General features: G+C 69.6%; 12 protein-coding genes. 7 read left to right on the forward strand and 5 right to left on the reverse strand.

Translation table 11 applies throughout. The features are described 5' to 3' along the window. Positions 1-34: 34 nt before the first annotated feature. Positions 35-1,348: an ABC transporter substrate-binding protein gene (locus ACFV6X_RS15820; protein WP_385383208.1), complete on the reverse strand. Its 1,314-nt coding sequence runs from the start codon at positions 1,346-1,348 to the stop codon at positions 35-37. A gap of 283 nt (positions 1,349-1,631) precedes the next feature. On the opposite strand from ACFV6X_RS15820, the gene ACFV6X_RS15825 reads away from it, so the two are divergent. From ACFV6X_RS15825 to ACFV6X_RS15835, 3 genes are all read left to right on the forward strand, one after another. Further along, positions 1,632-2,648, forward strand: a complete 1,017-nt coding sequence (locus tag ACFV6X_RS15825; protein WP_385383420.1) for a LacI family DNA-binding transcriptional regulator — start codon at positions 1,632-1,634, stop codon at positions 2,646-2,648. 282 nt (positions 2,649-2,930) lie between these two features. Then, the gene (locus ACFV6X_RS15830; RefSeq protein WP_385383210.1) at positions 2,931-6,296 is read left to right on the forward strand and encodes a phosphodiester glycosidase family protein; all 3,366 of its coding nucleotides are present in this window, start codon (positions 2,931-2,933) and stop codon (positions 6,294-6,296) included. A 219-nt stretch (positions 6,297-6,515) separates the two neighbouring features. Further along, positions 6,516-7,628 carry an acetate/propionate family kinase gene (locus ACFV6X_RS15835; protein ID WP_385383213.1) on the forward strand — a complete coding sequence of 371 codons (1,113 nt, stop codon included), beginning with the start codon at positions 6,516-6,518 and terminating at the stop codon, positions 7,626-7,628. Here the strand turns inward: ACFV6X_RS15835 and ACFV6X_RS15840 are convergent. The 4 genes from ACFV6X_RS15840 to ACFV6X_RS15855 form a co-directional block, all read right to left on the reverse strand. Beyond that, positions 7,611-8,864, reverse strand: coding sequence for a cytochrome P450 (locus ACFV6X_RS15840; RefSeq protein WP_385383216.1), 1,254 nt, complete (start codon positions 8,862-8,864; stop codon positions 7,611-7,613). The two genes, ACFV6X_RS15835 and ACFV6X_RS15840, sit on opposite strands and share 18 nt — an antisense overlap. A gap of 24 nt (positions 8,865-8,888) precedes the next feature. Then, positions 8,889-9,134 (reverse strand): hypothetical protein, encoded by a 246-nt coding sequence (locus ACFV6X_RS15845; protein WP_385383219.1) that lies wholly within the window; start codon positions 9,132-9,134, stop codon positions 8,889-8,891. 71 nt (positions 9,135-9,205) lie between these two features. Next, the gene (locus ACFV6X_RS15850) at positions 9,206-9,532 is read right to left on the reverse strand and encodes a plasmid stabilization protein (protein ID WP_385383222.1); all 327 of its coding nucleotides are present in this window, start codon (positions 9,530-9,532) and stop codon (positions 9,206-9,208) included. 235 nt (positions 9,533-9,767) lie between these two features. Beyond that, on the reverse strand, positions 9,768-10,559 hold the full coding sequence (locus tag ACFV6X_RS15855) for an SDR family NAD(P)-dependent oxidoreductase (protein WP_385383422.1): 792 nt from the start codon (positions 10,557-10,559) through the stop codon (positions 9,768-9,770). Between the two features lie 320 nt (positions 10,560-10,879). Here ACFV6X_RS15855 and ACFV6X_RS15860 point away from each other — a divergent pair, with 320 nt between their 5' ends. The 4 genes from ACFV6X_RS15860 (at position 10,880) to ACFV6X_RS15875 (ending at position 13,757) form a co-directional block, all read left to right on the forward strand. Continuing rightward, the gene (locus ACFV6X_RS15860; protein WP_385383425.1) at positions 10,880-11,569 is read left to right on the forward strand and encodes a GAF and ANTAR domain-containing protein; all 690 of its coding nucleotides are present in this window, start codon (positions 10,880-10,882) and stop codon (positions 11,567-11,569) included. After that, entirely contained in the window at positions 11,566-12,762 is a 1,197-nt protein-coding gene (locus ACFV6X_RS15865) for a PP2C family protein-serine/threonine phosphatase (RefSeq protein WP_385383225.1), read from the forward strand. The genes ACFV6X_RS15860 and ACFV6X_RS15865 overlap by 4 nt, the downstream gene beginning before the upstream one ends. 169 nt (positions 12,763-12,931) lie before the next feature. After that, complete coding sequence (locus ACFV6X_RS15870) at positions 12,932-13,159, forward strand: DUF5133 domain-containing protein (RefSeq protein WP_385383227.1); 228 nt, start codon at positions 12,932-12,934, stop codon at positions 13,157-13,159. 223 nt (positions 13,160-13,382) lie between these two features. Next, positions 13,383-13,757 (forward strand): hypothetical protein, encoded by a 375-nt coding sequence (locus ACFV6X_RS15875; RefSeq protein WP_385383230.1) that lies wholly within the window; start codon positions 13,383-13,385, stop codon positions 13,755-13,757. Positions 13,758-13,882 lie beyond the last annotated feature (125 nt).

Raw genomic sequence — 13,882 nt, forward strand, 5'->3', positions numbered from 1 at the left:
AGGCGTCTCCGCCCGCCGGAGCTGTGGGGGAGGGTCAGCCGACGGCCTTCTCGATGCGCTCGTCGGTCGTCTCCCAAGCCTTCTCGGGGCTCTGGTTCTGGGACTCGATCAGGGTCAGCCCCTGGGAGAAGATGTCCTTGATCGTTCCGTCCTTGCGGCCCAGCACCTGCTCGTCGGGAATCTCCTGCGCGGCGGCGCCGAAGATCTGGCCGATGGGCGCATCGCTGAAGTACTCGGACTTCGCGTCCGTCACCTGCGGTGCCTCAAGTGCCTTCTGCGAGGACGGGAAGTTGCCGATCTTCTCGAAGAGGCGGGCCTGCTGCTCGGGAGCGGTCAGCCAGGCGACGAGCTTCGTCGCCTCTTCCTGCACGGGGCTCTTCTCCATGACGCCGAGGAAGGAGCCGCCCCAGTTGGCGCCCTTGGGGGCCTTGGCGACGTCCCACTTGCCCTTGTTCCGGGGGCCGGCCTTCTCGCTGATGTGGGCGAGCATCCACGCCGGGCACACCGTGGTGGCGAAGGTGCTGTTGGCGAGGCCCGGGTCCCAGCCGGGCTGGAACTGCCGCAGCTTCGCGGTCAGGTCCGAGGTCGCGGCTTCGGAGGCGAGGTCCCAGGCCTCCTGGATGACGGGGCTGTCCTGGTAGATCAGCTTCCCGCCCTTGTCGTAGAACTGCTGCGAGTTGCCGTAGATCATCGCGTTGAACAGCCCGCTGGAGCTGTCCATGAAGGCGACCTCGCCGCCCTTGAAGTCCTTCTTGAAGCGCTTGCCCGCGGCGACGAACTTCGCCCAGTCGCCGTCCCACAACTTGGCGACCTGTTCGCGGTCGGTCGGCAGGCCCGCCTTCTCGAAGAAGTCCTTGCGGTAGCAGACGGCCATGGGGCCGATGTCCGTGCCGAGGCCGATGACCTTGCCGTCGTTACCGGTGACCTGGCTCAACTTCCACGGCAGGAAGTGGTCGTTGCCGGACACCTCGGAGAGGTCGACGAACTTGTCGGCCTGGGTGTCGACGAGTTCCTTGGCACGCCCGATCTCGATGCCCTGGATGTCCTTCAGGCCGCTGCCGGCCGCCAGGTGCGTCTGCAAGGCCGTGTAGTAGGTCTGCTCGTCGCCCGCGACCTCGGCCTCGATCCGGACGTCCGGGTTGAGCTTCATGTACTCCTCGAGGAGACCGGTCTCCTTGAAGCCCATGACGCCGAACAGGCCCATGGTGATGGTGGTCTTGCCGTCCTTGACGCCGCCTCCCGTCCCACCGGAGTCGCTGCCCCCGCACGCGGTGAGAAGGCCGAGCGCGGTGACAGCCGCTATGACGGCTGAGCCTCTCGTACGCAACAGCTTCCGGGTGACCTTCATGAGTGTGTCCTCTCAGGCGGCGGCGCCGACGCACCGAGTACGGGCCGGTCGTCTGGGGTGACCGGCCGGAGTGAGGGGTGGGCACGTTCCCAAACGCGGATGGGAACGTGCCCAACAGGTGCCGGAAGACTCGCGCTTGAACGAGGCTTGTGTCAAGAACTTGAACGTTGTCCGTCACAGTGGAAGCTCGGCGGGGACGCCGCGCACCGGTTGACCGCCGGAGGTTTCTGGCACAATGCGCAGGCGAACCGGCGTGCGACCGGGGCCGGACGAGGAGAAGGACGTGGGGGCACAGCAGCGGCCGACCATCAAAACCGTGGCGGCGCGGGCGGGCGTGGGGCGCACGACGGTGTCAAGGGTCATCAACGGTTCGACGCTCGTGAGCGACGAGGCGAAGGCCGCGGTGCTCGCAGCCATAGCGGAGCTGAACTACGTACCCAACTCCGTCGCCCGAGGCCTGGTGACGCGGCGAACCAACTCCGTCGCGCTGGTGATCCCCGAGTCCGAGAGCAGACTCGGCGCCGAGCCGTATTTCGCCGGAGTGATCCGGGGCGTGAGCACGGTGCTGGCGACGACGGGCACGCAACTCCAACTCATGCTCGTCCGTGACAGCGGCGAGCGGGACCGGCTCACGGACAGTGTCGCGGAGCGCAGGGTGGACGGCGTCCTGCTGGTCTCGGTGCACGAACACGACCCGCTGCCCGGAATACTGGAGGACATGGGCCTGCCGACGGTGCTGGCGGGCCGCCGTTCGCCCGCGGAATCCCTGAGTCATGCCGTCTCGGACAACCTGGGAGGTGCGAAGGAGGCGGGACGACACCTCATCCGCCGAGGCCGGACGAGACTCGCCACCATCTCCGGGCCCCTCGACATGGATGTCTCCCGCAGCCGGCTGCGGGGCTGGAAGATCGCTCTCGCAGAGGCGGGCATGACGCCCGACGAGGAACTGGTCGCGACGGCCGACTTCACGGAGGACGGCGGAAGGCTCGCCATGCGTTCGCTGCTTGAACGTGCGCCTGACCTCGACGCCGTGTTCGCCGCATCGGACGTCATGGCGGCCGGTGCCATGCTCGAACTGCGGCGTCAGGGACGGCGCGTACCGGAGGACGTCGCGATCGTCGGCTTCGACGACTCCTACATCGCCCGCTACGCCTATCCGCCGCTGACGAGCGTCCGGCAGCCGGTGGAGGAAATCGGCTCGACCATCGCACGCATCCTCCTGGAGGAGGTCGCCGATTCCGCGGTGGCGAGGCGGCAGGTCGTCCTGCCTACGGAACTGGTCGTCCGCGACTCTTCCTGAACAGAGCGGCTGCTGGGCACTCGCCGCCTACACCATCGACGCCCCGCGCAGCGGGTGTGTGCCGCAGTGTTCACCCCGTGCATCACTGACCGTCACATACTTCATGACGCCTCAACATCCACGGAGCGTCGACTGAGCGCTGACCACGACTTTCAGCACGAAAACGAAAGAAGTCAGCCAGTGTCGTTCCTTCTTGACCCTCCCGGCCCGCGATCGCGTGCCGCAGCACGGCGGGGTTCCGTCGTCCTCGCCCTGGCCACAGCGCTCAGTATCGGTGCCGGGATGGTGACGACCGCCCAGGCGCTGACTCCCGAGAGTTTGGCATCGGCTCCCCACGACGCACCGGCTTCGGATGCCGCTTCGCACCTGATCCCGAGCACCCCCGGGCAGTCCATCGTCACCAGGGAGAACCGCACACCGATCGCGCCCGGTCTGAGTCTGACCCGGTTCGACCGGTTCGGGAAGGACGGCTGGGTGCGTGGCCAGGTGCTCGTCGCGGACCTGGCCGACGACCGGCTGAGTGTCGACCACATCTCCTCCGGCACTGTCACGGGAAAGTCCCGGGTGACCGAACAGGCCGAGCGCACCGGAGCCGTCGCCGCGATCAACGGTGACTACTTCGACATGAACGACACCGAGGCACCCATCGGCGCGGCGGTGTCACGCAAGGACGGTCTCGTCAACTCGCCCACCGAGGGCCGCAGCCAGACCGTCGCCATCGGGGCGGACGGCATCGGCCGGCTCGCCCAGGTGTTCCTCGAAGGCCAGGTGACCGTCGGCGGTGCGCGGAACCTGAAGCTGTCCGGCGTCAACTCGCCGACCCTGGCGGCCGGCGGCATCGCGCTGTTCACCGACCAGTGGGGGCCCTCGCCGCGCACCAAGCCCGTGGGCGGCGCCGATCGGGTTGCCGAGGTCTGGCTGCGTGACGGCAAGGTCACCGACGTGCGCACCTCTGTCAGCAGCGCCCCGATACCCGCCGGCGTCAGCGTGCTGCTCGGACGGGAGGCGGGCGCCGACGCGTTGGCCGGGCTCGTGCCCGGTGACTCCGTCGAGGTCACGTATCACCCGCGCGCCGACTTCGGCGAGGTCGCGGTCGCCGTCGGCGGCGGGCAGGTGCTGGTCGCCGACGGCGTGGTGCAGCGCTTCACCGACGGCGACACGGTCACCGCCACCTCGCGGACCGGCGTGGGCTTCTCCGCCGACGGCCGCACCATGTACCTGGTCGCGATCGACGGCAAGCAGACCAACAGCCGCGGCATGGACCTCAACGAACTCGGCGCCTTCATGAAGGGCCTGGGCGCCGCCAACGCCCTGAACATGGACGGCGGCGGCTCGACCACCATGGCCGCCCGCCTGCCGGGTGAGAGCACGACCGGCCTGGTCAACAGCCCCTCCGACGGCTCGGAGCGGCAGGTCGCCAACGGACTCGGGCTGTTCGCCGCCCCCGGGTCAGGCACGGTACGCGGCTTCCGAGTGCTGCCCACCCTGTCGGCCGACGGCTCCGACAAGGTCTTCCCCGGCCTGCGCCGGACCGTTCGGGCGCTCGCCCACGACGAAACCTACGCACCGCTGCCCACCGGACGGGTGCAGTGGCGCGGCGAGGGTGGCAGCGTATCGGTCGACTCCCGCAAGGACGGCACCGCCGTCGTCACCGGACGGCGCTCCGGAACCGCCCAGGTGGTGGCGTCCTCCGGTCACCGGTCCGACGGCCGGACCGAGTTGACGGTACTCGCGCCCGCCGTGCGGATCGCGCCGAGCAGGAGCCTGGTGGCGCTCGACGGCGCCGGGAAGGACGCGCGTCTGACGGTGACGGGCTACGACGCCCTCGGCGACTCCGCTCCGATCGAGGCGTCCGACATCAAGGTCACCGGGGGAGAGGGCATCGTGTCGGTGCAGCCCGCGGACGACGCCACGTTCACCGTGCGGGGCCTGGTCGACGGCGCCTCCACCACGTTGCACCTGACGGTCGGCAGGATGACCACCGACGTCGCGGTCACCGTCGGCCTGGCGGAGACGTCCTTCGCGGACCTGTCCGACGCCTCCTCATGGACGTCGGCGAACGACCGCGCACCCGGCGGTTCGGTGACCCCGGCCCCCGGCCACGACGGTTCGCCCGGCCTCAAGCTGACCTACGACTTCACCAAGTCCACCGCCACCCGCGGTCAGTACGCCCTGCCGCCGCAGCAGATCCCGCTGCCCGGTCAGCCCCAGGCCGTCACCCTGTGGATCCACGGCGACGGCAACGGCGCGTGGCCCCGGCTGCAGTACCGCACCGGCTCGGGCGTGACCGCGAACCTCGACGGCCCCACGATCACCTGGACCGGCTGGCGCAAGGTGGAGTTCCCTGTCCCCGCGGGCACCGCCTACCCGCTGACCTTCCAGCGGGTGCGACTGCTGGAGACCAGCGCCGCCCGCTCCTACACGGGTGAGGTCACGGTCAGTGACCTGAGGGTCAAGGTCGCCCCCGACGTCGAGCTGCCCGTCCAGCCGAAGGTCGCCGATCCGGTCGTGGTGACCGACGGCACCGTCGACGACCGTCCGCTGCGCGTCGCCGTCATGTCCGACGCACAGTTCGTCGCCCGTGACCCCGAGAGCCCGCTGGTCGAGGCGGCCCGCCGCACCCTCGCCGAGATCGCCGAGGCCGAGCCGGACCTGCTGGTCATCAACGGCGACCTCGTCGACGAGGGGTCCCCGGCGGACTTCGCGCTCGCCCGCGAGCTGCTCGACGAGTTCGACGCCCGCACCGGCAAGCGCATCCCCTGGCGTTACGTGCCCGGCAACCACGAGATCATGGGCCCCGGATCCACCGTCAACTTCGAGGCCGAGTTCGGCGACACCACCTCGGCGTTCGACGTGGAGGGCACCCGCATCATCACGCTGGACTCCTCCAGCGGCACCCTGCGCGGCGGCGGCTTCTCCCAGTTGCAGATGCTGCACGACCAGCTCGCGGACGCGGCCGACGACAGATCCGTCAGCGGCGTCGTGGTGTTCGAGCACCACCCCACCGAGGATCCGCTGCCGAACAAGGCCAGCCAGTTGGGCGACCGCAAGGAGGCGGCACTCGTGCAGCAGTGGCTCGCCGACTTCCGGGCCGACAGCCACAAGTCCGCCGCGTTCGTCGGCTCCCACGCAGGGGTCTTCTCCGCCGCCTCGGTCGACGGCATCCCCTACCTCGTCAACGGCAACTCGGGCAAGGGCCCGGCCGGCACGCCGGACAACGGCGGCTTCACCGGCTGGACGATGCTCGGCATCAACCCGAGGGAAGGCAGGATCGGCGACCTGTTCGACGTACCGTCCGACGACGACGAGACGTGGCTGCGAGCAGAGGTCCATGCCCGCGCCGACGCGGTGGTGCTCAGCGCGCCCGAGACGCTCGTGGTGGGTGAGCGGGCCGAGGCGTCGGCGACGCTCACGCAGGACGGCACCCGCACCGTCCCGGTGGCCTGGCCGGTCAGCGCCGACTGGGCCGGAAGCCGCGTCGACGTGGTGGGCGGCGATCGCGACCACCGTCACCCCGGCGGAGCGCCCGTCGTCTCCTACGACCCGGCCACCGGAACGCTCACCGCGCGCCGTGCGGGCACTGCCGTGCTGCGGGTGACCGTGAACGGCGTCACCGCTGAGCAGGAGATCACCGTGCGCCACCGCTGACCGTGCCCGCCGGGCCGGCGACCGACAGGTCGCCGGCCCGGCGGAACGGCGCCCGGCTGTTCGGCGCCGCTCGCAGGTGGCCGGACCCTCCTTGTGTGCGGGGCTCATCCGGCGTCCTTCTGTTTCCCACGAGGTTTGCTCGGGTACTCCGGTGCCCGGCACGTTCGTGCGCAGCGAGCGGTGCGGTGTGCTCCCGGACCGCCCGAAAGGATCAAAGTGGTGGCACAGAGCAACGGACCGGTCCTGGTCGCCGACGCGGGATCGTCGAGCCTGCGGCTGACCGTGTTCGGTGACGACGGCGAGGTCCTGGCCGAACATCGCAGCGACTCTCCACCCGGCGACGACGCCGTCGGCCCGCTGCGGCGGTTGCTGGACGAAGCGCCCGCTCCGACGGCCGTCGGGCATCGCATCGTCCACGGCGGGCCGGAACTGACCGGCCACGCTCTGATCGATGACGACGTCCGCGCCCTTCTGGACCAGGTGGCCGACCTGGCACCGCTGCACGTACCGCCGGCGCTGGCTGTTCTGGACGCAGCCCGGGACCTGCTGCCCGACATCCCGCACGTCGCCTGCTTCGACACTGTCTTCCACACCGATCTGCCCGTTGCCGCACGGGAGTACGCGGTGCCCGCCACCTGGCGAGAGGACTACGGGGTGCGCCGCTACGGCTTCCACGGACTGTCCTACGCCTGGGCTCTCGGCCGGGCCGCCGAACTCCTGGGCCGCCGTGCCGACCAGCTCCACCTCGTGATCGCCCACCTCGGCGGCGGCTGCTCCGCCTGTGCCGTACGGGACGGGCGCAGCGTCGACACCACGATGGGATTCACGCCGCTGGAAGGGCTGGTGATGAGCCACCGCAGCGGCACGGTCGACCCCGGCGCCCTGACGTGGCTGCAGAACCGGCACCATCTGTCGCCGGATGCCGTCGAGGACGCGCTGAACCATGAGTCCGGACTGCTCGCGCTTTCCGGCGCCTCGGACGACACACGCGACCTCGTGCGCAGCCGGGCAGCGGGGGACGAGCGTGCCGCGCTCGCACTGGACGTCTTCACCCACCACTGTCGTCGCGGGATCGCCGCGATGGCCGCGTCCCTCACTCGGCTCGACGCCCTGGTCTTCACCGGGGAGATCGGCGAGGACCAGCCCGAGGTGCGTGAGGAGGTGTGCGCCCGGCTGACCGCGCTCGGCCTCGCCGGCGGGCTGCGGCCGATCGTCGCCGAACGTCCCGAGATCGTCAGCGATCCCGGGGCGCGGGTACCGGTTGTCGTCGTACCCACTGGAGAGCCTCAGCAGGTCGACCGTGAGACCCGAAACCTACTGCGCCGCCCCTGAGCGGGTGGCCTGGGCGTCCGAGGGCGCCGGCGTCATGACGAAGCCGCTGCGGGGTGCCGTGGGGAGACGTCGCAGCGGGATGCCGAGGTTCTGGGTGGGTACGGCGTAGCGCAGTGCGGCCAGCCGGGGGACGAGGGTTTCCAGGACTGTCAGTGTGACGTCCTCGCCAGGACAGCGGTGATTGGTGGCGGGGTCGCCTCCACCCTGGGGCACCAGTTCGTCGCGTTCGGGCTCATGACCCAGGAAGCGGCCGGGGTCGAAGACGTAGGGCTCGGGCCAGAGCCGGGCATCGTGGTTCTGCCCGTACAGGTCGAGGAGGACCGTGCTGCCTGCGGGAATGTGCTGCCCCTCCCAGCGCAGATCGGCTGCGGCGAGGCCACCGATGAAGGGTGCGAAGGGGTAGAAGCGCCGGACCTCGTGAGCGAACGCGCGAGTATAGGCCGCGTCGCCGTCAGCGAGGAGCTTCCGGTGCTCGGGCCAGCGGTGCAGGGCGTGCGCTGCGAAGGTGACGAACCATGTCACCGCCACCGTCGGACGGATCACGTTCAGGATCTCGACCGCCGCGCCATGCGGATCCAGTAGCTGCCCGTCGGCGTCCCGGTGGGCAGCCGCTGTCGCCAGTACCGAACCGTCAGGTGCCTCTTCCGCGCCGTGCCGGACGGCCTCGACCTGCTGGGCGAGTCGCGCCTCTTGACGACTGCGGGCACGGCGGGCCCGCAGGTGGCGCGGCCCCACCGAAGCGAACCCGTCCACCATGGCCACCAGATCGCGAGCCGTCTCATCGATGTCACCGTCGGTGCGAGGGATGCCGGCCCAGTCGCAGACCGCGCGCGTGAGCAGCAGGCTCGACTCGTCGAAGAGCACCACCCGTTCGCGGCCGGCCCACCGCTGTCGCGCGAGATCCCACTGAGCCCCGAGGTGATCCACAAGGGAGTTGAGGCCGCCGCGATCCTTGAGGAGGGACATGAACAGGGCCTTGCGAACGCGATGCTCCTGGCCGTCAAGGGTGTGCACGGCCCCGCGCCCGAAGAGGGTGTCCAGAAGAGGCCCCGGCAGTGCGCCACGGCGCTCGATGTGGCTCTCGTCGTAGAAGAAGCGCACCGCTTCGGGGCCGCGGAGGGCCACCGCGTTCTTGCCCATGAGGCGAACGTGCACCGGTTTGCCACGGCTGCGTCGGCGGCGATCGGGCAACCACGCGTACCCCTGCACCAGCAATGCCAAAGTGTGGTCGAGCACGTAGGGTCTCCTTTCACGCGAGCGTCACGCGTCGTGCTGCTGGGTGTCCTCCTGCGAATTCGCGTTGGGGGTCAGTGCGTCCGCCGCCTCACCGTCGCTGCCACGCCGCTCGCCGTCGTCCACCACACGCGTCTCGGCTTCCTCCGCCTCGTGGAGCACCTCGCCGAGGGCCGTCCCGGGCCTCTCCTCGTCGGCGGCCGTCTCAGGGCGCTCCTTGTCGTGGCGCTCCTTGTCGTGCGCGGATCGGTGCTCCAGATCCTGGGACCCCATGTGTCTCCTTACTCGCGTGCCGTCCGCCGACGGAAGCCGGCGGGCGGTGTTCCGGGTGTTCCGGCCGTCGGTCAGCGGCCGAGGGCCTTGGCCAGTTCCTGCTTGTTCATCGATGAGCGGCCCTCGATGCCGCGCTTCTTCGCCTCCGCGTACAGCTGGTCCTTCGTCGGCCCCTGGGCACCGCTGTGAGAGCGCTCGCCGCCGCGCTGCGGGGCGGACTTCTTGTCCCGGGTGGAGGTCTTGCTCGCCGTTTTCGACTCGCCCGAACGGGCCCGTTCCTTGTTCACCGTGCGTGCCGCGATCTCCTTCGCACGCCCCGTTGAGGCACCGCGCTTCTCAGCGCCCTCCTTGATGTGCTCGTACTGCCGCTCACGCTTCGCGCTGGAACCCTGCGGCATGACGCAACTCCTTTCAGACCGGATGCGGGCGACTCGACCGCCCGCACGTTTGGTGACCGTCCGCGTACCCTTCGGCCGGCTTCTCACGCGGAACACAGAGTTCGTCCATCAGATGTGGAACCCGCCCGGTGTGCGAGCGGACGTCGACTGAACGGATGAGTATGTCCCTGGCGTGGACTTTCGCCGCGTCACACGCTGCTGTACGTGTCCCTGCCGGTCGCGGCCCCCGTGCGGTTCAGTCGGCTGATCCCGGCTCCGCCATCTTCCGGTGGGCGGCTGCCTTCGCGCTGTCGGGGAGGACCTTGTTCACCAGGCCCTGTGCCTTGGTCTTGGCCGAGCCGGCGACGGTCTTCTTTTTGCCGCTCATGAGTGCCTCGAAGCCATCCTTCGCGACCTTGGCCGGATCGTCCTTCTCCTGCTGTCCGACCTTGGTGTCCTCCATGTCGGCGCGTCGGAAGAACTCCGTCTCCGTGGGACCGGGCATGAGTGAGGTAATGGTGAGGCCGGAGTCCTTCAGTTCGTTCTGCAAGGCCTCCGCGAAGGACTGCACGAATGATTTGGACGCGTTGTAGACGGCCTGGAAGGAGCCGGGCATCGTGGCCGCGATCGAGGAGGTGAACAGCACCCTCCCCTCTCCCCTTCGGACCATGTCCGGCAAGAGGTGCTTCGCGAGCCGGACCGTCGAGGTGATGTTCAGGTCGATGATGCGGATCTCGTCATCCACCGCGGTCTCGACGAACGGCCCGCCCTTTCCCACGCCGGCGTTGAACGCCGCGGCGGCCACCGGCTGTCCGCCGGCGGTGACGGCGGTGTGCAGCCGCTCCACGCCTCCCGGTGCCGCGAGGTCGATCTGAACGGCCTCCACCTCTGCTCCATGGGCGCGGATTTCCTTCGCTGCCTGGTGCAACCCACCGTCCTCGGCGGTCAGCAGCAGGTTGTACCCGTTCTCGGCGAATTGCTTGGCCAGTTCGAACCCGATGCCGCTCGACGCACCCGTGACGAGAGCCAGCGGCTTTTTGTCGTTCATGTCCAATCGGGTACCCATACGTCCATGGGCAAACGATCCCTCACCTGCCCGAGACCGAACTCAGACTTCGGGATTCGAAAGGACCTGCCGGGATCGAGTGCTCAATTTGAGTTCTGTGTGGTCGGCTGGTCTGTAGGGTGGGACTGGAGAGGCCATACCGCGCCGGCTGGTGCGCCGGTGTGAGGGTGTTGGCCGCGCTGGAGATTCCCTTCGGAGGTTGGGCTCCGTTGCCCCGGTGGCAGGGCACGGCGACGGGGCCGGCGGGCTCCACGAAGGACACCACGGTGAACAGCGACAACCCCTATGACAGTGCTCCCGTCATGCAGTGGCTGCTGGAGACGGAGACGCTGGAGGATTTCCTGCAGTCCTTGGCCGACGCCGCTGTGGAGCTGACTCGTGCCGAGGGCGTCGGGGTGACGATCGAGCGGGATCACCGGCCGCTGACCGTGGTCAGCGCGGGCCCGGTGGCGCCGAAGCTGGACGAGAAGCAGTACGGCCAGGACGACGGCCCCTGCCTTCAGTCCGCCCGTACCGGCGAGGAGGTCATCGTCGAGGACATGCTCGGTGAGACCCGCTGGGGCGATTACCCGGCGTATGCGGCCGCGAGCGGGATCCGCTCCTCGTTCTCCCTGCCGATCGCCGCCCGCACCCATACCGTCGGCGCGCTCAATCTCTACGCCGCTCCGCCGCACGCCTTCACCACCGCTGATGTCAGGGCGCTGCGGTCCCTGGCAGAGCAGGCCACCGGCGCCATCGCGCTGGCGCAGCGCATTTCCGAGGCCCAGGAGTTCGTCACGCAGATGCAGACGGCGATGCAGTCGCGCAGTGTCATCGACCAGGCTCTCGGGGTGGTCATGAGCCAGCGCCGCTGCACCGCCGACGAGGCGTTCGGCATCCTGCGCTCCGCATCCCAGCACCGCAACGTCAAGCTCCGCGACCTGTGCACCGAGCTGATCACCAACCTCACAGGCCGGCCGCCCACGGTTTCCGGGCTGCGCCCTCGCCCATGAACGCCGCGACGCTGGGACGGGTGCTGAGCCGTCTGCTGGAGGCCAGTCATACGTCGGTGTTCGAGCAGCTGCCCGGCCTGCTCGATGACGCTGCGCGTGAGGCGGGTGCCGGTGGGGCTCGGCTGTTCGTGGTGGACCTCCAGCAGGACGTGCTGCGGGAGGTCACCGGGGTGGGGCTGGACGCCGGGCAGGGCGGCCAGGAGGCACGGATCGAGGGCACCCTGCCCGGCCGGGCCTATCAGATGCTGCAGATCACCGCGCCGCCCGGCAAAGGCTCCTGCTGGGCGCCGGTGCTGGACGGCACCGAGCGCCTGGGCGTGCTGCGCGTCGATCCGGCCCCGGGCGCGACAGACATCCCTGACCACGATGTGGTGCGGGCGCTGGCCTCGCTGGCAGGGCTGCTGCTGATCTCCAAACGCACCAACAGCGACTCCCATGCGCGGCTGACCCGCACCCGGCCGATGGGGGTGTCGGCGGAGATGCAGTGGAGGCTGATGCCGCCGCGTACCTTCGCCAACGGCCGGGTCACTATCAGTGCCGTGATGGAGCCCGCCTACCGGATGGCCGGGGACGCCTTCGACTACGCGATCGCCGGCGACGTCACGCACCTGGCGGTGTTCGACGCGATGGGCCACGACACGGCCGCCGGCCTGACCGCGTCGCTGGCCATGGCCACCTGCCGCAGCTCCCGCCGCTCCGGCAGCGGACTGGCCGAGATCAGCCACGCCATCGAGGAGGCGCTGGCCGAGCAGTTCGGTCACAGCCGCTACGCCACCGGGATCCTCGCGGACCTGGACCTGGCCACGGGGGCGTTCAGATGGGTCAACCGCGGGCATCTGCTGCCCGTGGTCATCCGCGGTGGGCGGTGGGCCACGACTCTGAGCTGTCCGGCGGCCGGTCCGATGGGCACCGGCTTGGATCTGCCGACGCAGGTGTGTGTCGATCAGCTGGAGCCCGGCGACCGGCTTCTGCTGTTCACCGATGGCATCACCGAGGCCCGCGACGCGGCCGGCGAGCTGTTCGGCCCGGAGCGTTTCACCGACTTCATCATCCGCCACCACGCCGACGGCCTGCCCGTCGCCGAAACCCTCCGCCGCCTGATCCACGCCGTCCTCGAACACCACGACGGCCGCCTGGACGACGACGCCACCGTCCTGTTCTGCCAATGGCACGGCAAGACAGCCGATCACTAGCGTGGTCGGCGTCCCGAAGATTGGCCGCCCGTGCTCAGCACATGGCTCAGGACAGCCCGTCAGGTGGCTCAGGGCAGCTCGTCCTGAAACAGGGGAATAGCGGCTGGCGCCTGGGGGCACACGGGCGGTGTATGACCCATGCGGGTAGCGGCGACAAGGGAGGCTCCCCATGCTCATGGCACACCCGGCCGTGTTGAAGAACCTGATCGAGCAGTACGAGACGCTGCGCATCCTGCATGCCGAGGACGGCAGCGAGGAGGTGCGCCGGCGTATGGACGACATCGCCTACACCTTGTGCGTGTCGACCGGAACCCGTGACGTCGACGCTGCGCTCATCGCCGCACGCCACCAGTTGCCCGGCGCCCGAACCCAGGACGACTCCCTCCTGGCCACCTGACTCCTTTTTTGCATTCGGCGGGCCGACACAACGAGCGCGACCGTCGGCCCGCCGAGTCCGTACGGCTCCATGAGCTGGTTCGGTTGCGGGCAGGGTGGGATGGCGGTCCCATGTGCGGGTAGCCGCGTGGCACACGTACGTGACCGGGTGTTTGCCATGCAGCCCCAGCCGCAGGGGAGGCAGAATGTCGGGACGGTGGTACCGGGCAGGGGTCCCGGTGGTCATGGCCCTTGTCTCGGTCAGCGCATGCGGCTCGCTGTCCGAGCGGCGGGACGGCGTCACCCACGAGGTCCAACGATTCGAGCGCGCGCTCGACGCCGGCCAGTATGAAAGGCTCTGCACCGCTCTCGCGCCGGCCACCCGGGAGGAACTGGAGCAGTCGGCCAAGGGCGGCCGGTGCGTGCAGGTGATCGGCGAGCAGGAACTGCCGGCGGCCGGTGCCGTAAGGGGAGTGGACCTGTACGGGGACCAGGCCCGGGTCGTGCTGGAGCACGACACCGTGTTCCTGGCGCATTTCCCCACGGGGTGGAAGGTGACGGCCGCCGGGTGCCTGCCACGTCCGCAGCGGCCGTACCAGTGCGAGATCAAGGGCGGGTGACGGCCGTGAGGACGCTGTTCGTCGGAACCCTGCTGCTGATCGCCGTCGGGCTGGCCTACTTCATGGCGTTGGGACTGATGCACCGATGAGTCCTTGTCGAACCCGGGCCGGGGAGCCACACCGGA

The sequence above is a fragment of the Streptomyces sp. NPDC059861 genome (genome assembly GCF_042731435.1).
Lineage (GTDB): Bacteria > Actinomycetota > Actinomycetes > Streptomycetales > Streptomycetaceae > Streptomyces.

Coding starts and splice junctions, on each gene's coding strand:
- ACFV6X_RS15875 (WP_385383230.1), top strand. CDS start 13,383: ATGGCCCTTGTCTCGGTCAGCGCATGCGGCTCGCTGTCCGAGCGGCGG.
- ACFV6X_RS15860 (WP_385383425.1), top strand. CDS start 10,880: ATGCAGTGGCTGCTGGAGACGGAGACGCTGGAGGATTTCCTGCAGTCC.
- ACFV6X_RS15855 (WP_385383422.1), bottom strand. CDS start 10,559: ATGAACGACAAAAAGCCGCTGGCTCTCGTCACGGGTGCGTCGAGCGGC.
- ACFV6X_RS15845 (WP_385383219.1), bottom strand. CDS start 9,134: ATGGGGTCCCAGGATCTGGAGCACCGATCCGCGCACGACAAGGAGCGC.
- ACFV6X_RS15850 (WP_385383222.1), bottom strand. CDS start 9,532: ATGCCGCAGGGTTCCAGCGCGAAGCGTGAGCGGCAGTACGAGCACATC.
- ACFV6X_RS15830 (WP_385383210.1), top strand. CDS start 2,931: ATGGTGACGACCGCCCAGGCGCTGACTCCCGAGAGTTTGGCATCGGCT.
- ACFV6X_RS15870 (WP_385383227.1), top strand. CDS start 12,932: ATGCTCATGGCACACCCGGCCGTGTTGAAGAACCTGATCGAGCAGTAC.
- ACFV6X_RS15820 (WP_385383208.1), bottom strand. CDS start 1,348: ATGAAGGTCACCCGGAAGCTGTTGCGTACGAGAGGCTCAGCCGTCATA.
- ACFV6X_RS15865 (WP_385383225.1), top strand. CDS start 11,566: ATGAACGCCGCGACGCTGGGACGGGTGCTGAGCCGTCTGCTGGAGGCC.